The sequence below is a fragment of the Marinobacter sp. genome (assembly GCF_048266785.1).
GTDB lineage: Bacteria > Pseudomonadota > Gammaproteobacteria > Pseudomonadales > Oleiphilaceae > Marinobacter.
In genome coordinates this window covers 268,786-292,129 of the sequence record NZ_JBLWYX010000003.1, presented here as the reverse complement: position 1 = coordinate 292,129, position 23,344 = coordinate 268,786, and the positions used below count along the sequence as shown (strand labels likewise).

General features: G+C 55.7%; 18 protein-coding genes and 1 pseudogene. 13 read left to right on the top strand and 6 right to left on the bottom strand.

What is annotated here, in order from left to right:
• Window positions 1-79 precede the first annotated feature (79 nt).
• The 9 genes from ACN0V1_RS06825 to murB all read left to right on the top strand — a co-directional run bounded on the left by ACN0V1_RS06825 (window position 80) and on the right by murB (window position 9,005).
• A complete protein-coding gene (locus tag ACN0V1_RS06825; RefSeq protein ID WP_417544280.1) occupies window positions 80-2,515 on the top strand; it encodes a DNA internalization-related competence protein ComEC/Rec2 in 2,436 nt (811 codons plus the stop codon).
• Between the two features lie 72 nt (window positions 2,516-2,587).
• Entirely contained in the window at window positions 2,588-3,214 is a 627-nt protein-coding gene (locus tag ACN0V1_RS06820) for a MotA/TolQ/ExbB proton channel family protein (RefSeq protein WP_417544279.1), read from the top strand.
• A 5-nt stretch (window positions 3,215-3,219) separates the two neighbouring features.
• A complete protein-coding gene (locus ACN0V1_RS06815; RefSeq protein WP_417544278.1) occupies window positions 3,220-3,645 on the top strand; it encodes an ExbD/TolR family protein in 426 nt (141 codons plus the stop codon).
• On the top strand, window positions 3,642-5,420 hold the full coding sequence (gene msbA, locus ACN0V1_RS06810; RefSeq protein WP_417544277.1) for a lipid A export permease/ATP-binding protein MsbA: 1,779 nt from the start codon (window positions 3,642-3,644) through the stop codon (window positions 5,418-5,420). Before ACN0V1_RS06815 ends, msbA begins: the two co-directional genes overlap by 4 nt.
• Window positions 5,417-6,454, top strand: a complete 1,038-nt coding sequence (gene lpxK / locus ACN0V1_RS06805; RefSeq protein ID WP_417544276.1) for a tetraacyldisaccharide 4'-kinase — start codon at window positions 5,417-5,419, stop codon at window positions 6,452-6,454. The genes msbA and lpxK overlap by 4 nt, the downstream gene beginning before the upstream one ends.
• Before the next feature lie 19 nt (window positions 6,455-6,473).
• Window positions 6,474-6,662, top strand: coding sequence for a Trm112 family protein (locus ACN0V1_RS06800; RefSeq protein WP_144776537.1), 189 nt, complete (start codon window positions 6,474-6,476; stop codon window positions 6,660-6,662).
• A 26-nt stretch (window positions 6,663-6,688) separates the two neighbouring features.
• Window positions 6,689-7,486, top strand: a complete 798-nt coding sequence (gene kdsB / locus ACN0V1_RS06795) for a 3-deoxy-manno-octulosonate cytidylyltransferase (protein WP_417544275.1) — start codon at window positions 6,689-6,691, stop codon at window positions 7,484-7,486.
• Between the two features lie 14 nt (window positions 7,487-7,500).
• Window positions 7,501-7,980: a low molecular weight protein-tyrosine-phosphatase gene (locus ACN0V1_RS06790; RefSeq protein WP_417544274.1), complete on the top strand. Its 480-nt coding sequence runs from the start codon at window positions 7,501-7,503 to the stop codon at window positions 7,978-7,980.
• Window positions 7,977-9,005: a UDP-N-acetylmuramate dehydrogenase gene (gene murB, locus ACN0V1_RS06785; protein WP_417544273.1), complete on the top strand. Its 1,029-nt coding sequence runs from the start codon at window positions 7,977-7,979 to the stop codon at window positions 9,003-9,005. The genes ACN0V1_RS06790 and murB overlap by 4 nt, the downstream gene beginning before the upstream one ends.
• A gap of 99 nt (window positions 9,006-9,104) precedes the next feature.
• On the opposite strand, the gene ACN0V1_RS06780 is transcribed toward murB, so the two are convergent.
• Together ACN0V1_RS06780 and ACN0V1_RS06775 are read right to left on the bottom strand one after the other, a co-directional pair.
• Window positions 9,105-10,835 carry a proline--tRNA ligase gene (locus tag ACN0V1_RS06780; protein ID WP_417544272.1) on the bottom strand — a complete coding sequence of 577 codons (1,731 nt, stop codon included), beginning with the start codon at window positions 10,833-10,835 and terminating at the stop codon, window positions 9,105-9,107.
• Between the two features lie 119 nt (window positions 10,836-10,954).
• Window positions 10,955-11,452 (bottom strand): Lrp/AsnC family transcriptional regulator, encoded by a 498-nt coding sequence (locus ACN0V1_RS06775; RefSeq protein ID WP_417544271.1) that lies wholly within the window; start codon window positions 11,450-11,452, stop codon window positions 10,955-10,957.
• A gap of 146 nt (window positions 11,453-11,598) precedes the next feature.
• Between ACN0V1_RS06775 and leuA the strand changes: the two genes are divergently transcribed.
• Window positions 11,599-13,305 (top strand): 2-isopropylmalate synthase, encoded by a 1,707-nt coding sequence (gene leuA, locus ACN0V1_RS06770; protein ID WP_417544270.1) that lies wholly within the window; start codon window positions 11,599-11,601, stop codon window positions 13,303-13,305.
• Window positions 13,306-13,386: 81 nt separating this feature from the next.
• On the opposite strand, the gene ACN0V1_RS06765 is transcribed toward leuA, so the two are convergent.
• The 3 genes and pseudogenes from ACN0V1_RS06765 to xseA form a co-directional block, all read right to left on the bottom strand.
• Complete coding sequence (locus tag ACN0V1_RS06765; protein WP_144776544.1) at window positions 13,387-13,596, bottom strand: cold-shock protein; 210 nt, start codon at window positions 13,594-13,596, stop codon at window positions 13,387-13,389.
• Between the two features lie 202 nt (window positions 13,597-13,798).
• A pseudogene (locus tag ACN0V1_RS06760) lies at window positions 13,799-15,685 on the bottom strand (propionyl-CoA synthetase); the annotation flags it as partial.
• A 78-nt stretch (window positions 15,686-15,763) separates the two neighbouring features.
• On the bottom strand, window positions 15,764-17,143 hold the full coding sequence (gene xseA, locus ACN0V1_RS06755; protein WP_417544269.1) for an exodeoxyribonuclease VII large subunit: 1,380 nt from the start codon (window positions 17,141-17,143) through the stop codon (window positions 15,764-15,766).
• Window positions 17,144-17,364: 221 nt separating this feature from the next.
• Between xseA and guaB the strand changes: the two genes are divergently transcribed.
• From guaB to ACN0V1_RS06740, 3 genes are all read left to right on the top strand, one after another.
• Window positions 17,365-18,828 carry an IMP dehydrogenase gene (guaB, locus tag ACN0V1_RS06750; protein ID WP_417544268.1) on the top strand — a complete coding sequence of 488 codons (1,464 nt, stop codon included), beginning with the start codon at window positions 17,365-17,367 and terminating at the stop codon, window positions 18,826-18,828.
• Between the two features lie 62 nt (window positions 18,829-18,890).
• On the top strand, window positions 18,891-20,468 hold the full coding sequence (guaA, locus tag ACN0V1_RS06745) for a glutamine-hydrolyzing GMP synthase (RefSeq protein ID WP_417544267.1): 1,578 nt from the start codon (window positions 18,891-18,893) through the stop codon (window positions 20,466-20,468).
• Window positions 20,469-20,524: 56 nt separating this feature from the next.
• Window positions 20,525-22,093 carry a phospholipase D family protein gene (locus ACN0V1_RS06740; protein ID WP_417544266.1) on the top strand — a complete coding sequence of 523 codons (1,569 nt, stop codon included), beginning with the start codon at window positions 20,525-20,527 and terminating at the stop codon, window positions 22,091-22,093.
• A 111-nt stretch (window positions 22,094-22,204) separates the two neighbouring features.
• Here ACN0V1_RS06740 and ACN0V1_RS06735 read toward each other — a convergent pair whose 3' ends face one another.
• Window positions 22,205-23,236 carry a zinc-dependent alcohol dehydrogenase family protein gene (locus tag ACN0V1_RS06735; RefSeq protein WP_417544265.1) on the bottom strand — a complete coding sequence of 344 codons (1,032 nt, stop codon included), beginning with the start codon at window positions 23,234-23,236 and terminating at the stop codon, window positions 22,205-22,207.
• Window positions 23,237-23,344 lie beyond the last annotated feature (108 nt).

The following is a 23,344-nucleotide window of genomic DNA, read 5'->3' as shown; positions in this document are numbered from 1 at the left end:
GGACGCTCTACCCTCAAGTAGAATGTAACTCCGGCGGCAAGGATGTCGCCGATGGATAAAATCACCGGGAGGACAAGGATTGTCCAGAAGCTCTACAGTACTGGGCGCCTTCGCTTTTTCCTGCGGCGTCATCTTACTTTATAGGTTGGCGGTGTTGCCACCTCCAGTGTGGTTGCTTGGGTTCGCATTACTAACTTTATTGTGGTTATTGCCGATACGCCAGCGAATGCCCCGGCTCTTCGGTTTATTTTTGTTGGGTCTTGCTTTGGGTGTTGCCTGGGCAGGAATGTGGGCTCATGAACGCCTTGAGCGGCAGCTTCCCCCGGGTCTTGAGGGGGTAAAGGCAAGTGTTTCAGGTTATGTTTGTGACCTTCCGGAAGCGGGCAGCTTCAAAAGCATTCGTTTCAGCTTCTGTGTAACCCAGTGGTATGGGATTTCACTGACACCTGAGCCTGACGTTTCTCTGCCGAAAATGCTGCGTCTGGCTTGGTATGGCCAGACCGCTGGTGCGCTTCCCGATCACCGGTTGCGTCTGGAGGTAGTTCTTAAGAGGCCTCATGGGACGCTTAACCCTGCAGGTTTTCGTTACGAGGACTGGCTGTTCCGCAAAGGCTATCAGGCAACAGGCAGCGTGCGCAGCGCTGTTCCGGACCCTGCCGTATTCTGTTCACTGCAATGCCAGTACCATCGCTTTCAGATTAACCTGGCGCACTGGGTCGACGAGCAGTTCGCTGACGCCAGGTACCATCCTCTGATTGCCTCGTTGTTGATTGGTAATCGGGGACACCTTTCCTCCGATCACTGGGAGGTTTTCAAGGCAACCGGGACGATTCATCTGGTGGCTATCTCGGGCCTTCACCTCGGGCTGGTCGCGTTGGGTGCGGGTTTTGTGGCCCGCCGGCTTTTGTTGGCCATCTCCGCTTACCGCATGAGTGAGCAAACCGTCCGTCTGGCGGTATTTTTTGCAGTTGTGTTTTGTTGTCTGCTCTATGCACTGGCGGCCGGTTTTACAGTGCCGACGAGAAGAGCGCTTGTAATGGTCGCAGTTGGTGGCTGGCTTCTGTTGAGGGCAAGACAGGTGCCAGTATGGCATTCGATCATTATGGCTCTTGGACTGGTACTTCTATTTGACCCCTTTGCGCCGTTGGACCAGGGCTTCTGGCTGTCGTTTGGTGCTGTTTCTCTTCTCATTTGTGTTTTTGCCGGCCGTTTGGGTAGCACCGGCTGGCTGGCAGGCCTTGTTCTCGCGCAAGGCGCAGTGTTTGCGGGACTTTGGCCGCTTCTTGAGTTAACGGGGCAGGGGCAGCCGGTTGGGGGGTTGCTTGCCAATATCCTCGCTATTCCCTGGGTATCGCTGGTGGTGATGCCAGCGATCATTATTGGTGGGCTTACGATTGCCGTTTTTCCTGATTCATCAAGCCCGATTGTCCAAATTATTGATGCTGTGCTTGGCGTGATGTGGGGCTTTCTCGAGTGGGTTGCCGGCATCGGTTGGCCTGCTCTTGAAGGAACCGTCCCGGAAATTGCCGGCTTCGGGGTGTTGGTACTGTTGATTCTCACGGTTCCGGTCAGGGCTTTTCGTGTTGCAGGGGCCGTTCTCGTGCTGTTCTGGGTTGTTATGGCGAGTTTGCCACTTGGGTCTGATAACCCCCGGGTTGCAGAGCCTGAAGTGTGGATCTGGGATGTGGGGCAGGGCCTTTCGGCAATGGTACGATCAGGCGATAAGGTATTGCTTTACGACACTGGGCCCGAGGTGAAGGGTGTCTTTTCGGCTGCCGAATCAGTACTTGTTCCCAATCTCAAAGCGCTGGGTATCAGGCGAATTGATACGCTGGTCGTAAGTCACGCCGACAGCGATCACTCCGGCGGTCTTGCTCTGTTAGTGGGTGAGTTTGAAATAAACAGAATCCTGACCGGTGAGCCTGAAGCGATTCGTGAAAAACTGGACGAGGTCCGGGCGATCGGTGTCGACAGAGAGTACGGTGAGGTCATAATTCAGGGTTGTTCCGGGGAGGACAAACTGACAAATGCGCTGACACTTTCTTTCTGGCAGGCGAGCGGTGAGTTTGCAGGCAATGACGCCTCCTGCGTTCTTGCGGTCAGGCATAATGCAGCGGGCATCGAGTGGATTTTTCCGGGCGATATAAGCGCTTCCATTGAGTCGCGTTACCTGAAAGGGAGGGCGGAAAAATTACCGGTGGAGACGCCCCGTAAGCTTGTGGTGATCGCACCTCACCACGGCAGCAAAACCTCATCTTCCGATGCATGGGTCAGCACACTCCGCCCGAATCGGGTGATCTATACCGCCGGATACCGCCATCGATATGGCCACCCGCACCGGGATATAACGGCGCGGTATCGTGGGGCTGGCGCTGAGGCACTCAACACTGCCTGTTCCGGTGCTCTTATCATGACGGTGGCTGGTGGTGCCATCAAAACCCGGGAAGCCCGGCATGAAAGCCCCTTCTGGATCCGCGGTCCGGGCCTGGCCAGAGATCAGTGTAAAATACCGTGATATTCCGGGTGTGGCCTCGGCCGACAGCTATGCTAAAGTAGCGCGGCTTGTAAACAATCAGGGAGATCAAGCGTGTTCGAGCTGTTGAAAGCCGGTGGCATTCTGATGGTGCCAATTGTTGCCTGTTCCATTCTGGCGCTTGCGATCATTCTGGAGCGTTTCTGGACCCTGAGAGCCTCTCGGGTTGCACCGCGTCAGACGATTAATGAGCTTTGGCGCTGGATCAAGAAAAAAGAGCTTAACGGTCGCAAACTGAAGGCGTTGCAAGGCTCCTCGCCGTTGGGCCGTGTTCTTGCAGGCGGTCTCATGAATGCCAAGCATGGCCGTGAGATTATGAAGGAGAGTATTGAACACGAAGCGAGCCAGGTCATTCACGAACTGGAGCGTTTCCTGAATCCGTTGGGCACCGTTGCCACAATCACGCCGTTGCTTGGCCTTCTGGGCACTGTGATCGGCATGATCAAAGTGTTTGCAGAGATTCAGCTCGCGGGTGTGGGTAACGCCGGGAATCTCGCCGGAGGCATCTCCGAGGCCTTGATAACCACAGCCGCCGGCTTGAGTGTCGCGATTCCGGCATTGATCTGTCACCGTTATTTTATCCGTCGGGTAGACGAGCTTGTGGTTGGCATGGAGCAGGAAGCTATCAAGTTGGTTGAAGTTGTGCACGGTGATCGCGAAATCTACGTGGAAGGAGCCTGAACGCTGTGAAGTTCTCACGCCAGAGAAGTCAGGAAGTCGGGGTGGATCTGACACCGTTGATCGACGTGGTTTTCCTGTTACTGATTTTCTTTATGGTCTCCACGACGTTTACTCGGGAGAGTCATTTGCAGGTGGAACTACCCGAAGCCAGTGGCGAGCCTGCTTCGACGGCGGAAGTAAAACAAATCGACGTTGTGATCAACGCTGAAGGCCAGTATGTCCTTAATGACAAGGCTCTGGTTAACAATCGTCGTGAGACGCTTGAGCGTGGCGTAAATGAGCTGTCCGAGGGCAACACCACTCTGCCGTTTATCATCACTGCAGATGCACGTACCCCCCACGAGTATGTGGTCAGAGCCATGGACGTGGCCGGTCGTCTGGGTTTCTCACGACTGAGTATTACCACTGAGCGTGAGGCAGGTAGCCAGTGAACCCTGCCGCACCTCTACCTGATCCTAAACAGGTCAAGCCCGGTGAGAGTTGGCCGACATACAAGCGCCTGCTGACATATGTGAAACCGTTCTGGCTGGCATTTTCACTGGCTGTGGTTGGAAACGTTATCTATGCGGCGGCTTCCACCGGCATGGCAGCGGCTATGGAATATGTAATCGCCGCCATCGAAAACCCCACCGAGCAGAATCGGTTCCTATTGACGTTCCTGATCGTTGGCGTGTTTACGTTTCGCGGCGTTGGCACATTCCTGAGCCAGTACTTCATCAGTTACGTCGGGCGGCAGGTTATCAACGCGCTCCGTAACGATGTGTTCAACCGCCTGATGACACTCCCATCCCGCTATTTTGATGAAAACGCGGCTGGAAGACTGGTGTCCAAGCTAACCTTCAACGTTGAGCAAGTGGCGGAAGCTGCGACCAGTGCTATAACCATAACACTGCGGGAAGGCCTGACCATTGTCGGCCTGCTTGGGTTCATGCTTTATACCAACTGGAAGCTGACGCTGATTTTTCTCGCGGTCGGGCCCTTGATTGCGGCCGTTGTCAGCTATGCGAGCAAACGCTTTCGCAAGATTAGTCAGCGTATTCAAGGCTCCATGGGCGATATCACCCATGTGGCTTCGGAGTCTATTACCGGATATCGGGTTGTGCGTACTTTCGGTGGCGTTGAGTACGAAAAGCAGCGCTTTCAGAAGGTTAACAATGCAAACCTGAAGCAAAGTCTCAAGATGGCTTCCACCCAGGCGATCAGCGTTCCGGTTATTCAGACCCTCGTGGCAATTGCCATAGCCGCGCTGGTTTGGACCATGCTTTCGCCAGAGATACGAGGCGGCCTGACAACAGGCCAGTTGGTGGCCTTTATTACGGCTGCCACGACCATGGCCAAGCCTATCCGCCAGGTGACGTCCGTTCATGCAAAGATCCAGAAAGGCGTAGCGGCCGCTTACGATGTGTTCGAAACCATTGATGAGGTCCCGGAACAGGATCCCGGCTCCTTTACGCCGGAGCGTGTTGAAGGGACCGTTGAGTTTGACGATGTGTCCTTCCGTTACCGTGATCAGCTTGATGACGTGCTGAAAGGTATTTCCATTAAAATACCGGCCGGGCAGAGCGTGGCGCTGGTGGGACGCTCCGGCAGCGGCAAATCAACGATGGTGAATCTGCTTCCAAGATTTTATGAATATACCGGTGGTGATATCCGCATTGATGGCCATTCACTGAAGGATTTTTCGCTGAAAGCCCTGCGATCCCAGATTGCACTGGTTACTCAGAACGTTGTGCTATTCAACGATTCGATAGCGGCCAATATCGCCTACGGTTCGCTCCGGGATTGCAGCCGGGAGGAAATCCGTGAGGCTGCTGCAAAAGCTCATGCTCTGGAGTTTATCGATCGAATGCCGGAAGGTCTGGATACCATGATCGGAGACAACGGTGTGATGCTCTCGGGTGGGCAGAGGCAACGCTTGGCCATTGCTCGCGCATTGCTCAAGGACGCGCCTATTCTGATTCTGGATGAGGCAACCTCGGCACTGGATACCGAATCAGAACGTTACATTCAGGAAGCACTTGAAACCGTTATTCAGGGCCGGACAACGCTGGTGATTGCTCACAGGCTGTCGACCATAGAAAAAGCGGACCGGATTCTGGTTATGGAAAACGGGCGCATTATTGAATCGGGGCCCCACGAGGAGCTTCTTGCCAGCAATGGTGCCTATGCCCAGCTACATCAGATGCAGTTCAGTGAGCACTCATGACCTCCCTCATAGAGCGTCTTTGGTACGCTAAAGGCCGCCCACTTTTTGTTCTAACACCGTTTTCCTGGCTGTACAGGGCCGTTGCCGAATCGCGACGGCGCAAAGCCAACAATATCAATGCCGGAAAGCTACCTGTGCCGGTTGTCGTCGTGGGTAATATCACAGCCGGCGGCACCGGGAAATCCCCGCTGACGGCATGGCTTGTTGACGAAATACGGGCGGCCGGCTGGCGGCCGGTTATTCTTAGCCGTGGCTATGGCGGTAAATCATCCGGATACCCGCTTCTGGTGACAGAAGACACGCTGCCATCGCTTGCAGGGGATGAGCCGGTGATGCTCGCTCAGGCAACGGGTACACCCGTTGTGGTTGATCCAGACCGGTGCCGGGGTGCGGCGTTTGCGCTCGACAATGCTCTGGGCGACGTCCTCATCAGTGATGACGGGCTGCAGCATTACCGGTTGCCGAGGGATATCGAGTTGGCGGTGTTTGATGGCGCCCGCGGTATTGGCAACGGTGCATTGATTCCTGTGGGTCCCCTGCGTGAGCCCGTTAACAGGTTGGATGCGGTTGATTTTGTGATTGTGAACGGTGCGACTACTTCCGATGAAGACGGCCGAGTGCCACCGGAAGCGCTATCTGGCATCAAGCACCCACACATGTATGCCATGAATCTGCAGCCGACGCGCCTGGTTAACCTCAAAACAGGCGAGACCCGTTCGCCCGAAAGCCTCCAGGGCCAGAAGATTCGCTCGATAGCCGGCATAGGTAACCCGACCCGTTTTTTCGACACCCTTAAAAGATTGGGTGCGAAACAAATCGCCGTACCGTTTCCCGACCATCATCGTTTCCGCCCTGAAGATCTTGGCACCGAATCCGGCCACTTGCTCGTGATGACGGCCAAAGATGGTGTCAAATGCCGCGGTTTCGCCCCGGATAATGCCTGGGTTCTGTATGTCGAGGCAGAGCTGCCAAAGGCGTTCTCAGAGGCCATTCTTGCCAAGCTTCGGGCGTGCTCTGGACCGTCAACTTCTTAACTGTCAGTGAGACTGAATCATGGATAAAAAACTCTTGGCCTTGCTGGCCTGCCCGGTTTGTAAAGGTGAACTGAAGCTCAATGAAGCCAGGACTGAGCTGGTCTGCTACCAGGACGCCATGGCATTTCCTATCCGAGAGGGTATTCCGGTCATGCTGGCCACTGAGGCCCGCACACTTTCCACCGACGAACGCCTTCACAAAAACTGAACCAGCTCTTTGCAGGATCGAAACCCATGTCTTTTACGGTTGTGATTCCGGCTCGCTATGCCTCCACCCGGCTGCCCGGCAAACCCCTGCTTGATATCGCTGGCAAGCCAATGATTCAGCACGTTTGCGAACGAGCTTCTGAAAGCCGGGCGAGCCGTGTTGTTGTGGCAACAGATGATTCACGTATTCAGGTTGCCTGCGAGGCATTCGGTGCGGAAGTTGTCATGACGTCCCCGAACCATGTCAGCGGCACTGATCGTCTGGAAGAGGTTGTGCGCAAACTGGGTCTGGATGCGGACCACCGCGTTGTGAATGTCCAGGGCGACGAGCCCTTGATCCCGCCACGATTGATTGACCAGGTTGCAGATAACCTGGAGCGGTATCCGGACGTCGCCATCGCGACACTCTGCGAACGCCTCCACGACGTGGAGCAGGTCTTCAATCCGAACGTTGTAAAAGTTGTTTTTGATCTGGAGGGGATGGCCCACTACTTCAGCCGGGCACCCATTCCCTGGGCACGCGATCACTGGGGCGACATGCTCAAGGATAACCTCTCCAGGCACAATTTCGGAGCTGCGCTGAAAGATGGTGCCGGGTATTTCCGACATATCGGCATTTATGGGTACCGGGCCAGCGTGCTGAGCCGCTTTGTCCGCTGGCCGCCTGCACCGACTGAACTGGCGGAGTCACTGGAACAGCTTCGGGCACTATATAACGGCGCCCGGATACATGTGGAAGTAGCAGCCGGAACGCCGCCGGCAGGCGTTGATACCGAAGCAGATTTGCAACGGGTCAGAGCCTGGATGGCCAAATCTTTTGAATGAGGAGAAAACGGGGTATGAGTAAACCCGCCAGTGTGCTTTTTGTGTGTCTGGGCAACATTTGTCGCTCGCCGACGGCAGAAGGCGTATTTCGCAAACTGGTAGAGCAGGCTGGATTGCAGGACCATATTCTCATCGATTCCTGCGGCACAAGTAACTGGCACATAGGCAAAGGGCCTGATCTGCGGTCGCAGGAAGCTGCGGGGAAGCGCGGCGTCGATATCAGCACACTCAAGGCACGCCAATTCACTGAAAAGGACCTGGATGCCTTCGACTATGTGGTCGTGATGGACCGTCAGAATCTGGCCGATGTGAAAGATATCTGGCACCAGAATGGTGGCACAACGCCCGCATTGTTTCTTGAGTATGGCCGCTCTGAACTCGCCGAAGTTCCCGATCCCTATTTTGGCGGCGAGGACGGGTTTGAGCATGTGCTTGACCTGATTGAAGACGCCGGCGCGGGTCTGCTCCGCACTATTCAGGAGCGTATGGCGTGAGCCCGCAAGCGGAACTGCAGGAGAACGTTGGGCTGACAAAGCTCAATACTCTGTGCGTATCCGCAACCGCAAGATATTACATGGACGTTGCCAGCCTGAATGACTTACGCAGCGCTCTGGCGTGGGCGCGGGATAACGGGCACAAAATACTGGTGCTTGGCAGTGGCAGCAATCTGGTTTTTGCCGGGAACTTTGACGGCCTTGTGATTCGCATGCAAATAGCGGCGCGTTCCTGGGAACAGGTTGATGATAAGGGCGCCACACTGGTTTTGGGTGCCGGTGAAAACTGGCATGATGCGGTGCTCTATGCCGCCAGGGCAGGGTATCGGGGGATTGAGAATCTTGCGCTCATCCCCGGCACAGCTGGTGCTGCACCGGTGCAGAATATAGGCGCCTACGGCGTTGAGCTTTGCGACACGCTGATTTCTGTTACGGCGCTGGATCGTGAGTCAAACGAGCTCCTATGTCTTGAGAATGCGGAATGTGGCTTTGCCTACAGGGACAGCTTGTTCAAGCGTTGGCCCGGTCGTTACATCATTACCGGGATAAGGCTCCGGTTATCCCGCACAAAGCCTTTGCAACTGGGCTACAGGGATCTTGAAGACTACCTGGGAGACACTGTCTCTCAGCAGTTGGATGTTCTGACCGTCGCCGAGGCTGTAATGGCGATTCGCCGCCGTAAGTTGCCGGACCCCGAGATGATTCCCAACGCCGGCAGTTTTTTCAAAAATCCGGTTGTGCCCGCCGAACACTTCCGTGAACTTCATGCTGCGCATCCAGATGTTGTCGGTTATCCACAGAATGGCACGGTAAAGCTGGCTGCGGCCTGGCTTATTGACCAGAGCGGATGGAAGGGTTACCGCAATGCCCGCGTAGGCGTTCACAACCGCCAGGCGCTGGTGCTGATCAATCATTCAGGTGGCACAGGGCGGGACGTACTGGAATTGGCTTCGGAAATCCGCCAGTCGGTACAGGAACGTTTTGGTGTGAATCTGGAGATGGAACCCGGCATCGTGGGCGGCTGAGTGCTGCAGCTGAACATCCGACTGCCAGCCCGATAAACCAAGGCCTTTTACTGACCTTGGTTCAGTTCTCCCTGCAAACTCCCGCTGCAGGTGCTTCTATCAGCCTTTAAGCGGCGATGCGTTGACAAGAAACGCCAGCGCTTCGGCAACGGCCACGTCCTGTTTGTCAGCGTCTCTGCGCCCTTTGTATTCAAGAGTGCCAGCGGCAAGCCCACGATCGGAAATCACGAAGCGGTGGGGAATGCCAATCAGTTCCATATCGGCAAACTTTACGCCCGGGCGCTCCTTACGGTCGTCCAACAGCACGTCATAGCCAGCCTGACGTAGCTGCTCGTAGAGCTTCTCACCGGCTTCGGCCACTATGGGCGTTTTGTGGGCATTAAGCGTAACAATAGCGACCTGGAACGGCGCGATGGCATCGGGCCAGATAATGCCTTTGTCATCGTGGTTCTGCTCAATTGAGGCAGCCACGATTCTGGACACGCCGATGCCGTAGCAGCCCATGTCCATGATCACGGTTTTGCCGTTTTCATCCAGTACGGTAGCGTTCATGGCGGTGCTGTACTTGTTGCCCAGTTTGAAGATGTGGCCGACTTCAATGCCTCTGCGTATCTCCAGCGTGCCTTTGCCGTCGGGGCTGACGTCGCCTTCTACAACGTTGCGAACATCTTCAACCCGACCAAGCGGCAGATCCCGCTCCCAGTTAACGCCGGTCAGGTGATAGCCTTCCTTGTTGGCACCGCATACGAAGTCGGCAAGGTGAGCTGCGCTGCGATCCACGATAACCGGCACTTTCAGGTTTACGGGGCCAATGGAACCGGTTTTGCAGCCAATTACGGCTTCGATTTCTTCATCGGTTGCCATGGTCAGAGGTTCTGCCACACCTCCCAGATTCTCTGCCTTGATCTCGTTCAGCGTGTGGTCGCCGCGCAATATCAGGGCTACAAGGCCCGCATTGCCTTCTTCGTCCGCTTCGGCTTTAACCAGCAAGGTTTTCACTGTGCGGGTAGCGTCAATGCTCAGAAATTGTGAGATAGCCTCAATGGTGCGCTGCTCCGGCGTTGCAATTTCTTTCAGCTCTTCCGCCGGTGCCGCACGCTCGCCCTCTGGCGCAACGGCTTCGGCCTTTTCAATGTTGGCGGCGTAATCGCTGTCTGTGCTGAACACTATGTCATCTTCACCCGACGAGGCGAGAACGTGGAACTCATGGGATGCACTGCCACCAATGGCGCCTGAGTCTGCCTGTACAGGGCGGTAATCCAGCCCCAGGCGATCAAAGATAGCGCAGTAGGTACGATGCATAACCTGATAGGTCTCATCCAGGGATTCGGCATCTACATGGAAGGAATAGGCATCCTTCATGATGAACTCCCGGGCACGCATTACCCCGAAGCGGGGGCGACGTTCGTCGCGGAACTTGGTTTGAATCTGATAGAAGTTGGCCGGCAGTTCCTTGTAGCTTTTCAGCTCATTGCGGACCAGGTCGGTAATGACTTCTTCGTGGGTAGGTCCAAAGCAGAACTCGCGGCCGTGGCGATCATTCATTCTCAGCAGTTCGCCACCGTATTGCGTCCAGCGCCCGGATTCTTGCCAGAGCTCTGCCGGTTGAACCGCCGGCATCAGGACTTCCTGGGCACCGCTTTTGTCCATTTCTTCACGAACAATCCGCTCAACCTTGCGCAGGGTTCTCAGGCCCATGGGCAGCCAGGTATAAAGTCCGGCTGCCAGTTTCCGGATCATGCCTGCCCGCAGCATCAGTTGATGGCTGATAACTTCTGCGTCAGAAGGCGTCTCTTTCTGGGTTGCAATCAGGTAACGGCTCGCTCGCATCGTGGTTTCCGTTCATTGGTGTTTCGTAGAAAAGGATTTCGTAAAGTGGCCGTTATTGTACGGAGCCAGCCGCACAAGGTACAGACGGCGAACAGGGTTATCGGGCAAGCCAGGGTTGATCAGGACAAATACCCCAGCGGCAGGGCCGTACTGTCGATGACACGCTTCAGTACGAAGCTCGAATGAACGCCGCTGACGCCCTGGATCCGTGTGATCCGGTTGAGCAAAAAGTGGTGATAGTGATCCATATCCGGCACCACCACTTTCAGCATGTAATCCGCATCGTGGCCGGTCACCAGATAGCATTCCAGAATCTCCGGGTATTCGCTTACCTGTTCCTCAAACGCTGAAAAACGCTCAGGTGTGTGCCTGTCCATTCCGATCAGAATGATGGCGGTCAGCGACAGGCCAAGCTTCTTATGATCAAGCACCGTAACCGTACGCATAACAATGCCCGCATCCTCAAGCGCACGCACCCGTCGAAGGCAGGGGGAAGGAGAAAGTCCCACTTTTTCCGCGAGCTGCTGGTTGGTCAGGGAGGCATCTTTTTGTATCTGGGCCAGGATGCGACGGTCGGTTCTGTCAATTTGTATGAGCGTTTCGGATTTTATCGGCATAAAATTGTCCGCAAGTCGTATTCAGTGAAATATATGGCTAATAAAGTACGCTTTTGCCCTTGAGTTAGCAATCACATGCTGCAGAGAACGCGTTAAGCTAGGAACCATGGAGATAACACCCAGAAGCGCAACGGAGAACGACAGACATGGCTTTTGATCATCGCAAATACGTGGCCTTCCGGCCGATCGCAAAAACCGACCGCCGCTGGCCCGACAAGGTCATTGAAAAAGCACCGACTTGGTGTGCGGTGGATCTACGCGATGGCAACCAGGCTCTGGTAAAGCCCATGAATGTCGCACAGAAACAACGCATGTTCGACTTGCTCGTCAAGTTGGGGTTCAAGGAAATCGAAATCGGTTTTCCGGCCGCCAGCCAGCCGGATTTTGATTTCTGTCGCAAGTTGATTGAAGAAAACCGGATTCCTGATGATGTAAAAATCCAGGCGCTGACTCAGGCCAGACCAGAGTTGATCGAGCGTACCTATGAAGCACTGGAAGGTGCCCGCAGCGCTATTGTTCACGTCTACAACTCCACATCGACGGTACAGCGGGAGCAGGTGTTCGGGCTCGACCGGGCCGGGATTCGCGATATTGCAGTTAACGGTGCCCAAGTGGTCAAGGATTTTGCCGCACGCTATCCGGGCACCGAATGGACGTTCCAGTATTCACCGGAGAGCTTTACCGGCACCGAGCTGGACTTTTCGGTGGAGGTTATCGACGCAGTAACGGAAGTATGGCGCCCGGACGAAGGACAGCCGGTTATCATTAATTTGCCTGCCACAGTGGAAATGTCGACTCCGAACGCGTTTGCGGATCAGATTGAATGGGTCTGTGACAACATCCGCCGGCGGGACCATATCAGCATCAGCGTTCACACCCATAACGACCGTGGTTGTGGCGTGGCAGCGGCGGAGCTGGCCGTTATGGCAGGTGCCGACCGGGTGGAAGGCACGCTGATGGGAAATGGCGAGCGCACGGGTAACATGGATCTGGTGACCATGGCCATGAATCTGTATTCCCAGGGCATTGATCCGACGCTGGACTTGTCGGGCATGGCGGAAATCACAGAAGTTGTCGAGGTTTGTACGGAAATATCAACCCACCCACGCCATCCCTATGCAGGCGAACTGGTATTCACGGCATTCTCCGGAAGCCATCAGGACGCAATTCGCAAGTGCCTTGCACGCAGAAAAGACGGGGATGTGTGGAATGTGGCGTACCTGCCCATTGATCCGTTTGATCTGGGCCGCCGATACGAAGAAGTTGTGCGCATCAACAGTCAGTCTGGCAAGGGCGGAGTGGCCTATGTCCTTGAGCGGGATTACGACATCAGCCTGCCGCGCTGGTTGCAGATCGAGTTCAGCAAGGTTGTTCAGAAGGCCGCCGAAACCAATGGTGGCGAGATCGACTCACTGTCGATTCATACCCTGTTCGAGCAGCGCTACCTGAAGGTTCACGAAGACTGGGCGTTGCGTGCCTATGATCTGCACAGGGACGATCAGGGTGTATTTGCGGAAGTAACTTTCGGACAAGAGTCGGCTCCGACGCGTCTCGAAGGTCGCGGCTCTGGCGCAGTAGAGGCAGTCTCCGCCGCACTGGAAAAACGTTTTGGGTTTGCAATAGCCGTAGAAGCCTATGACGAATTTGCGTTGGGCGAGGGAACCCGGGCCAATGCGCTTGCTTGTATACGCCTCACCGCAGGCGGCAGGCATTGCAGCGCTGCTGCTTTGGCTGAAGACACAACCTCCGCGACTCTGCAGGCGTTGTTTTCCGCCGTTGCCCAGGCTGCAGGGGAATCGGGAGAGAAGGGAAGCCGTCAGAAAAATGCGACAGAGCGCGCGATAAGTGCCTGATCAGAATGCAACAAGCCGGCACACGTGCCGGCTTGTTGCATTCTCCCATGCCCGCGAGGGGCAGAGAGCGAAAACATAACCTCAGACCGGGGTAACGTTTTCTGCCTGTGGGCCTTTGGGGCCCTGTGTTACGGTAAACTGCACCTGCTGACCTTCTGTCAGTGTGCGGAAGCCGCTTGAGGTAATGGCACTGTAGTGTACGAAAACGTCACTGCCGCCATCCTGAGCTATGAAGCCGAAGCCTTTGGATTCGTTAAACCACTTTACGGTGCCTGTTACTGTATCGGACATTGATCTTTCCTGTATTTCTGAGATTTCCCCTTATGGGGCACTGAAGATTTTCAACAGCAATTTCAGTATAGACCGAGTTTGGGGGTCGTCAACGTTTTTTAGTTGCTTTTATATCCTTAAAAAACAAAGATTTATGTCACAATGAATAAAAATGCCCGCACCATGAGGTGGTACGGGCATTTTGTTGTCAGCTGCACGGGGCTCAGCGGCGGAACTGCTCGCTGATCTCCTCGAGTATCGCAGGGTCATCGATGGTGCTTGGAACGGCGTATTCCTCACCATCGGCAATCTGACGGATAACTCGCCGCAGGATTTTTCCGGAGCGGGTTTTGGGCAGGCGTTCTACCACGAGGGCTCTGCGGAAGCAGGCGATTGCGCCGATTTTGTCTCGCACCATCTCAACAAGCTCTTCCTCCAACTCGTCGTGATCAATGGTGGCGCCGTCTTTGATCAACACAAGGCCAAGCGGAACCTGGCCTTTCATGTCATCGTGAGCACCTACCACGCAGCACTCGGCAATGGCCGGATGGGAAGCGACCACTTCTTCCATCTCGCCGGTGGAAAGTCTGTGACCTGCTACGTTGATCACGTCATCGGTACGGCCCATAACGAACACATAGCCGTCCTCATCAATAAAACCGCCATCGCCCGAGCTGTAGAAGCCGGGAATGGGGTTGAGATAGCTGTCCTGAAATCTTTTGTCATCGCCCCATACGGTTACCAGGCAACCTGGCGGAAGCGGAAGTTTAACCGCAATCTGACCCTGTTCTCCCGCCGGCATCTGGCTGCCACCAGGGCTGACAATCTGCACGTTATAACCGGGTGAGGGAACGGTTGCCGAGCCGGGCTTGATGGCCATGGTCTCGATTCCCACCGGGTTACAGCAAATGGCCCAGCCGGTTTCGGTTTGCCACCAGTGGTCCAGTATCGGGAGCTGAGTGTGCTCACGGAGCCACTCATAGGTTGGTGGGTCCAGACGTTCGCCGGCCAGGAAAATGCGCCGCAGTGAGCTGATGTCGTAACGCGAAAGCTGATCGGCCTCCGGGTCTTCCTTGCGCACAGCGCGGAAAGCCGTAGGCGCGGTAAACAGAAGATTTACGCCGTGATCCTGAACCACGCGCCAGAAAGCGCCGGCATCCGGGGTTCTGACCGGCTTGCCTTCATAAAGTATGGTGGTGCAGCCCGCGAACAAGGGCGCATAAACAATGTAACTGTGGCCAACCACCCAGCCCACATCGGAGGCCGCCCAGAATATATCTCCCGGCTTGGCGTCATACACCAACTGCATGCTGTATTTGAGGGCGACGGCGTGCCCGCCGTTGTCTCTTACAACACCCTTGGGTTTGCCCGTGGTGCCGGAGGTGTAAAGCACATACAGCGGGTCAGTCGCCTGCACGGGCACGGGATCAGTTGGCTCGGCGGTGGCCATGAGATCGCCCCAGTCATGATCACGGCCAGCTTGCATCCCGGCTTTAGCTTGAGGGCGCTGATAGACAACACAGAATTCTGGCTTGTGGGATGCCTGTTCTATGGCTTTGTCGACCAGGGGTTTGTACTCGATTACTTTCGTGACTTCGATGCCGCAGGACGCGGTAATTACTGCTTTGGGTTGTGCGTCGTCGATTCGTACTGCGAGTTCGTGGGCAGCAAAGCCGCCAAAGACCACCGAGTGAACAGCACCAATGCGGGCGCAGCCCAGCATCGCAATAACGGCCTCGGGAATCATCGGCATATAGATGATAACCACGTCGCCCTTGCTGACTCCCTGTGCTTTCAGAGCCCCGGCGAAACGAGCAACTTCGTCGGTCAGTTCGCTGTAGGTGTAGCTGCGCTTGGCACCGGTAACCGGCGAATCGTATATGAGGGCTTTGTGATCACCCCGGCCAGCTCGCACATTGGCATCCAGGGCTATATCGGAGGTGTTGAGTGTGCCGTCAGGAAACCACTGGCCATGGCCGTTGTCGTTGGCTTGCCAGATGGTCGCAGGTGACTGGATCCAGTCAATGCTGCCAGCTTTTTCACGCCAGAATTCTTCCGGCTTGTCTATTGATCTCCGGAATTCTGAGTGGTAGTCCATACGTTCTGCCTCATTATGCCTGTTGTTATTTTGTTGTCAGTTACCTCCAACTTTAGGCGCTTTGAGATAGTGAACCAGTAGACCATAGGATTAGTTCCCGGGGTTTTGGGGCCAGTTGTTCTCCGGGTTGATGGATTTTACCTCCGCCGTAACGGTGCCGTTTGCGACGTGCGCGGAAATTCGATCGCCAGCGGCAACATCTGGCGCGTTACGGATGATGTTGCCGTGTTCATCGCGAACGATGGCGTACCCACGCCCCAACGTGGCCAAGGGGCTTACAACGTTGAGCGTTCCGGCGGTGTGCTCCAGCCGGTCCTGAAGCTTCGCCAGGAGTCTCTTCATGGCCTTGTCCAGTTGCGAGGCAGACCGATCGAGTGCTTCGCGATTGTTTGCAAGCTGTTTGCGGGGGGATTGCATAGCGAGGCGTTGAGCCAGATGGTTGCTGCGCACCTGCAAACGATCCAGCCGCTGCCCCATGGTCTTGCCCAACCGCAGCTCCAGATCGTCCAGGCGTTGAGCCTTCTCCAGCAACTCCCGCCGTGGATCGCGCAAACGCGCTGAGAGGTGCTCCAGTTTCGTGTTGAGTCGTTGCAGTACTCTTCTGGCGGCGTTTGCCAGGCGGAACTCGTGATCATTGATTTGCCGGAGCATATCTTTCTGATCGGGCGATACTTTTTCAGCCGCGGCGGAAGGTGTGGGTGCCCGCAGGTCCGCCACAAAGTCGGCGATGGTGACGTCCGTCTCATGACCAACAGCACTGACCGTGGGAATAGGGCACGCCGCTATTGCGCGGGCGACGGCTTCCTCGTTAAAGCACCAAAGGTCTTCCAGAGAGCCACCACCACGGCCGATAATCAGCACATCGGCCACTCCGTGAGCCTGGGCCAGTTCAATGGCCCGGACAATTTCTGCCGTGGCGAGCTTGCCCTGAACCGTTGTGGGATAGAGAGTGACCGGTATGGCAGGGCAGCGCCGTGCAAGAACTGTGAGAATATCGTGTATGGCCGCACCGGTCGGAGAGGTGACGACGCCAATGTGCGCGGGCAGCGCGGGAATTGGCTTCTTTCGGCCTGCCTCAAACAGGCCTTCTGCCTGTAGCTTGCGTTTTAACTCCTCAAAGGCTTGCTGCAGTGCGCCAAGGCCGGCGGGCTCAATGTGCTCAACAATAATCTGGAAGTCACCCCGGTTCTCATACAGGGTTATCTTGCCGCGAATGCGAACCTGCTCACCCTCTTTGGGTATAGTGCGAATTCGCTGGTTCAGCCCCCGGAACATGGCGCAGCGAACCTGGCATTTTTGATCCTTCAGGGAAAAATACCAATGCCCGGAAGAGGGCCTTGAAAAACCGGACAGCTCACCTTCAACCCACACCTGCATGAAGCTGGTTTCCAGCAGGTGCCTGGCCTGGTGGTTCAGCTCGCTGACGCTCAGCGCCCTGGTCCGGGTATCCTGAAACACGTCATTCACCAAAAACTCCTGACCGGCCTATACGCAATAGCCGAAAAATATGAGTGTAAATTTCTGGAAATTCAAACACATGCGGTAAGTGACAGGAAACTGTGCAGTTTACTGACCTGCGACACCTCTTTATAATAGGTCGATTACGCATTTTACTTTGCGGCTGCACCCTCCTTAATCTATCGGTGCCGCGCGGAAGGTTTAAATTTAGCACGTTCAAAAGGCCGATCCCAATGCTGCGAATTGCCGAAGAAGCTCTCACATTTGATGACGTTCTGTTGGTGCCCGGTTATTCCGAGGTTTTGCCACACGAAGTGGACCTGCGCACTAAATTGACCCGGACTATTACGCTGAACATACCACTGGTGTCTGCGGCCATGGACACGGTAACCGACGCAGAGCTGGCGATTGCCATGGCTCAGGAAGGCGGTATTGGCATCATGCACAAGAACATGAACCCGGATCAGCAGGCTGCTGAAGTGCGCCGGGTGAAAAAGTTCGAAAGTGGCGTAGTAAAAGACCCGATCACCGTCAGCCCGCAAAACACCGTGCGTGAGCTGGTTGAGATTACCATGGCCAACAACATTTCCGGTTTGCCGGTAGTTGACGGAAATGAACTGGTTGGCATCGTTACCGGTCGCGATATCCGTTTTGAGAGCAGCATGGATACGCCGGTGCACCAGATTATGACGCCGAAAGAGAAGCTGGTGACAGTGCAAGAAGGCGCGAGCCTTGATGAGGTTAAAGAATTGCTGCATCGCCACCGCATTGAAAAAGTGCTGGTGGTAAATGCTGACTTCCAGCTGCGCGGCCTGATTACTGCTAAAGACATTCAAAAGTCGAAAGACTACCCGTTGGCGTGCAAAGACAGCCAAGGGCGATTGCGAGTAGGTGCCGCAGTTGGCACCGGTGGCGACACCGAAGCGCGTATTATCGCGCTGGCCGATGCCGGCGTGGATGTGATTGTGGTGGACACGGCCCACGGCCATTCACGCGGTGTAATCGAGCGCGTGCGCTGGATTAAAGAGCACTACCCGGACCTTCAAGTGATCGGCGGCAACATTGCTACCGGTGAAGCGGCTATAGCGCTGGCTGATGCCGGTGCGGATGCGGTGAAGGTGGGTATTGGCCCCGGCTCTATCTGCACCACCCGGATTGTTGCTGGCGTCGGCGTACCGCAGATTTCTGCAGTGTCCAGCGTCGCTGAAGCGCTGAAAGATCGTGGTATTCCGCTGATTGCTGATGGTGGCGTGCGCTTCTCCGGCGATATTTCCAAGGCTATCGTTGCCGGCGCCCACTGCGTAATGATCGGCAGCCTGTTGGCAGGCACAGATGAAGCGCCCGGTGAAATCGAACTGTACCAGGGGCGCAGCTACAAGGCCTATCGTGGTATGGGTTCACTGGGCGCCATGGGGCAGGGCTCAAGCGACCGTTACTTCCAGGACGCCAGTAAAGGTATTGAAAAGCTGGTACCGGAAGGCATTGAAGGTCGCGTTGCCTGTAAAGGCCCAATGCGCAATATCATCCACCAGTTGATAGGGGGTCTGCGCGCGTCCATGGGTTACACCGGGAGCGCGAACATGTCAGAAATGCGTACCAAGCCGCAATTTGTCCGCATTACCGGGGCTGGTATGCGTGAAAGCCATGTGCACGACGTAACCATCACCAAAGAAGCGCCAAACTACCGCGTCAGCTGAGAGCAGACAGCCAGGGTGCGGCTCTGACCGGAGCCGCACAGCTTATTTTTTTCGAGGATTCTATGGCCCACAACATTCACGACCACCGTATCCTGATTCTGGATTTTGGTTCCCAGTACACACAGCTGATTGCCCGCCGCGTGCGTGAGATTGGTGTGTTCTGTGAGGTTCGCGCTTTCAACATTACCGATGACGAGCTGAAGGCGTTCAACCCCAAAGGCATCTTGCTGGCCGGTGGCCCTGAATCTGTTACCGAACTGGGTGGGCCACGCGCACCTGAGGGGCTGTTTGATCTTGGTATTCCGGTGCTGGGCATCTGCTACGGCATGCAAACCATGGCCGAGCAGTTGGGCGGGCGAGTTGCCAGTTCGGAAAAGCGTGAGTTCGGTTATGCCCAGGTGAAAGTGCGCGCCAAGGGCCCGTTGCTACAGGACATCACCGACCACCTGACTGCCATCGGCGAATCACTACTGGATGTCTGGATGAGCCACGGCGACAAGGTTGTGGCCATGCCTGAGGGCTTTGAGCTGTTGGCTTCAACCGAGAGCGCACCCATTGCTGCGATGCAGGACCTGTCACGTAATCTTTACGGCCTGCAATTCCATCCGGAAGTGACTCACACTCTGCAGGGCAAGCGGATTCTTGAGCATTTCGTGATAAACATCTGTGGTTGTGAAGCTCTATGGACTCCCGCCAAGATTGTTGACGACGCAGTGCAAAAGATCCGTGAGCAGGTAGGTTCCGACAAAGTGTTGCTTGGCTTGTCTGGCGGTGTAGATTCGTCTGTAACGGCAGCGCTTCTGCACAAGGCCATTGGCGACCAGCTTACCTGTGTGTTTGTCGACAACGGCCTGCTACGCCTGCACGAAGGTGATCAGGTGATGGACATGTTTGGCAGCAGCATGGGCGTAAAAGTCATTCGTGCCGATGCGGAAGAGCGCTTTCTGACCAACCTCAAGGGTGTTAGCGATCCTGAGCAGAAGCGTAAGGTTATTGGCAACACCTTCATTGATGTGTTCGATGAGGAAGCCACGCGCATCAAGGATGTGAACTGGCTCGCCCAAGGCACTATTTATCCGGACGTGATCGAATCGGCAGCTTCCAAAACCGGTAAGGCCCATGTGATCAAATCCCACCACAACGTGGGTGGCCTGCCGGAAACCATGAAGCTGAAGTTGGTAGAGCCGCTGCGCGAACTGTTCAAAGACGAAGTGCGGCGCATTGGTCTTGAACTTGGCCTGCCATATGACATGGTTTACCGCCACCCATTCCCGGGGCCAGGCTTGGGCGTGCGTATACTGGGCGAAGTGAAAAAAGACTACGCCGACATCTTGCGCCGCGCCGACGCCATATTCCTGGAAGAATTGCACCGCGCTGATTTTTACCACAAAACCAGTCAGGCCTTTGCCGTGTTCCTGCCGGTGAAATCAGTAGGTGTAGTGGGCGACGCCCGTCGTTATGAATGGGTAATCGCGCTACGCGCCGTTGAAACCATCGATTTCATGACTGCACGCTGGGCACATCTGCCGTATGAACTTCTGGAAACTGTGTCTAATCGTATTATCAATGAGATTAGCGGTGTATCACGGGTGACTTACGATGTGTCTTCCAAACCGCCTGCTACGATTGAGTGGGAGTAGTCCGGATCCCGCAATGACAGGTTGCAATAACCGGGATAGAGACATTGCTTGACAGGATGACGGCAGTTTCAAAGCGCGCACTGTGTGCCAGGAGTCTATGTATCCTGGTCGCCAGTCTGTTTATACAGGGTTGCGCCCAGTTGCCCCCTAATAATGCATCGTCGCTGTCGTACGCGTTTGATCGTCCGGAGGAAACACGCCTGGGCCGCGAGGTTCAGCCTTACCTGCAGAAGCAACCGGGTGATTCCGGATTTTACATTCAGGACACCGGGCGCCAGGCCTTTCTGCAGCGCGCGGCGCTGATTGAGGCTGCCGAGCAAAGTATCGACGCGCAGTACTACATCTGGAACAGCGATGTGTCGGGGACTTATCTGGCGCGACGTCTGCTGGTGGCCGCCGACCGCGGTGTGCGTGTGCGGCTGTTGCTCGATGATGTCAACGTAGACGGGCGCGATACGATATTCGCCGCGCTGGATCAGCATCCCAATATCGAGATTTCCATCTACAATCCCTTCGCGGTCCGCTCGGGTATCGGTAAATGGCTGACCTTTATCACCGACTTTCAGCGTCTCAATCAGCGCATGCACAACAAGACCTTCGTGGTCGACGGCGCGCTAGGCATCATGGGTGGCCGCAATATCGGAGACGAGTATTTCGACCTGCACCCACAGGTGAATTTTCGCGACCGCGATGTCCTCATCGCAGGTCCGATCGTTGCTGACCTGTCCGCCAATTTCGATGCGTTCTGGAACAGCGCGTCAAGCTACCCCATTAGCCAATTGGAGCCTGATGCTGTGGAGGGGCAGAGCCTGAACGCACAGTTGGATCAGATCCGTGTGGCCGCATCCGATACCACCGGGCTCACTCGGGTGCCGCCGCAAAATGCGACGCTAGCGTTTGAGTACATGGCGCAGGTGCTGTCGCTACTGACTTGGGCCGAGGGGGAACTGGTGTTCGATTCACCGGTGGTGAATAGTCAAGCGGAGACGGATCGCCCCCAACGCAGTGCCCAGGCGCTGTACCAACTTGTTGAGCAGGCTGACAAGGAAATTCTTGTGGAATCCGCGTATCTCATTCTCGGAGACGACCAGCTCGATATACTGGAGCAGATCAGGGCGCGAGGCGTCCGTGTCCTGGCCTTGACCAATTCACTGGCCTCTAACGACCTCACCACCAATCATGCCGGCTACGCACGTCGTCGCGGTGCGATGCTTGCCAACGGGCTGGAACTGTATGAGATGCGGCCCGATGCAGCAGCCTGCTCGAGTTGGGTTGAGATGCCGGGCTTCTGCAGTAAAGGTGCGGTGGGCCTGCACGCCAAATCGGCGGTGTTTGATCGCAAAACCTTGTACATCGGCTCGTTCAACATCAACCTGCGTTCGATCTACCTCAATTCTGAAACCGTGCTGGTGATCCACAGCTCCCAACTGGCAGAGCAGCTTGCGCAGGACATTGAAGCGGCAATGGCGCCGGAGAACAGCTGGCGGGTGACCCGGAAGGGGGATGGGCAACTGCTCTGGTCGGCGGGTGAGGGGCAATCCTGGACGCACGAACCGGCCACGGGATTCTGGCGGCGTTTCAAATCCGGCCTGTTCAGCTTGTTGCCAATGGAGAAGTATCTGTAACTTCGAATAGCTGTTTGCGCAAACACCGGAAGCAGGTCTCAGTATTGAAACGCATCGCTCAATCGTTGCGCGGTGCGTTTCAGTGCGCTGTTTTAGTTGCTGACTATCCCATCACTCGGCAGTCAACAGCATCTTGATGGCTTGCGTCTTCGCGGCTTCGCTGAAGATATCGTAGGCTTTTTCGATGTCGTCGAGTTTGAAGCGATGAGTGACCAATTCCTCGGGCTTGACGCCACCGCTTTCGACAGCCCGCATCAGCACGGGGATGGTATCGGTATTCACCAGGCCGGTGCGCAGGGTGATGTTCTTGATCCACAAGTCCTGCAGCTTGAACTCGACGCTCTTGCCGTGCACACCGATGTTGGCGATATGGCCGCCCGCGCGCACAATGCTCTGGCAGATGTCGAAGGTTTCGGGGATGCCTACCGCTTCCATGGCTACGTCTACGCCTTCACCATCGGTCAGCTTTTTGATGGCCTCAATCGGGTCCCGGGCTACGGTGTCGGTGGCGCCGAGCATTTTGGCCATGGCCAGGCGATTCTCATCCGGGTCAACCATGATGATCCGCGCTGGAGAGTAGAAGCGAGAGGTCATCAGTGCCGCCAGCCCTATGGGGCCGGCGCCGACGATGGCCACGGTGTCCCCGAGTTTGACCTCGCCGTTCAGGGCGCCAATTTCGTGGCCGGTGGGCAGGATGTCGCTGAGCATGACGGCTGCAGCGCGATCCATCTCTTCGGGTAGAATGTACAGGCTGTTATCCGCATGAGGAATGCGCACGTATTCGGCCTGGGTGCCGTCAATCAAATGGCCGAGAATCCAACCTCCGTCGCGGCAATGGGCATAAACGCCGCGCTTGCAATAGTCGCAGCGCCCGCAGGAAGTGACGCAGGATATCAACACCTCGTCGCCAACCTTGATGTTGCTCACGCCGCTACCAACTTCTTCTACCACCCCCAGACCTTCGTGGCCCAGAATGCGCCCCTCTGTTACCGCAGGCACGTCGCCTTTCAGGATGTGCAGGTCGGTGCCGCATATGGTTGTGTGGGTGATGCGAACCACCGCGTCCGTAGATTTCTCGATAGCCGGTTTAGGCTTATCTTCCCAATTGCGTTTGCCGGGGCCGTGAAATACCAGTGCTTTCATGACACATTCTCCTTTGATGGTGGAAAGCTGCCAATGCAAAATATCGTTACACCTAGATTGCTCGGACTGCGCACCTTCTCCTTGATCCACATCAAGACCACGGCCGGT

Excerpts from the sequence above, each read along its gene's own strand:
- lpxK (WP_417544276.1), top strand. The coding sequence starts at position 5,417 with ATGACCTCCCTCATAGAGCGTCTTTGGTACGCTAAAGGCCGCCCACTT.
- ACN0V1_RS06800 (WP_144776537.1), top strand. The coding sequence starts at position 6,474 with ATGGATAAAAAACTCTTGGCCTTGCTGGCCTGCCCGGTTTGTAAAGGT.
- kdsB (WP_417544275.1), top strand. The coding sequence starts at position 6,689 with ATGTCTTTTACGGTTGTGATTCCGGCTCGCTATGCCTCCACCCGGCTG.
- ACN0V1_RS06790 (WP_417544274.1), top strand. The coding sequence starts at position 7,501 with ATGAGTAAACCCGCCAGTGTGCTTTTTGTGTGTCTGGGCAACATTTGT.
- ACN0V1_RS06780 (WP_417544272.1), bottom strand. The coding sequence starts at position 10,835 with ATGCGAGCGAGCCGTTACCTGATTGCAACCCAGAAAGAGACGCCTTCT.
- ACN0V1_RS06775 (WP_417544271.1), bottom strand. The coding sequence starts at position 11,452 with ATGCCGATAAAATCCGAAACGCTCATACAAATTGACAGAACCGACCGT.
- leuA (WP_417544270.1), top strand. The coding sequence starts at position 11,599 with ATGGCTTTTGATCATCGCAAATACGTGGCCTTCCGGCCGATCGCAAAA.
- ACN0V1_RS06765 (WP_144776544.1), bottom strand. The coding sequence starts at position 13,596 with ATGTCCGATACAGTAACAGGCACCGTAAAGTGGTTTAACGAATCCAAA.
- guaB (WP_417544268.1), top strand. The coding sequence starts at position 17,365 with ATGCTGCGAATTGCCGAAGAAGCTCTCACATTTGATGACGTTCTGTTG.
- guaA (WP_417544267.1), top strand. The coding sequence starts at position 18,891 with ATGGCCCACAACATTCACGACCACCGTATCCTGATTCTGGATTTTGGT.
- ACN0V1_RS06740 (WP_417544266.1), top strand. The coding sequence starts at position 20,525 with ATGACGGCAGTTTCAAAGCGCGCACTGTGTGCCAGGAGTCTATGTATC.
- ACN0V1_RS06735 (WP_417544265.1), bottom strand. The coding sequence starts at position 23,236 with ATGAAAGCACTGGTATTTCACGGCCCCGGCAAACGCAATTGGGAAGAT.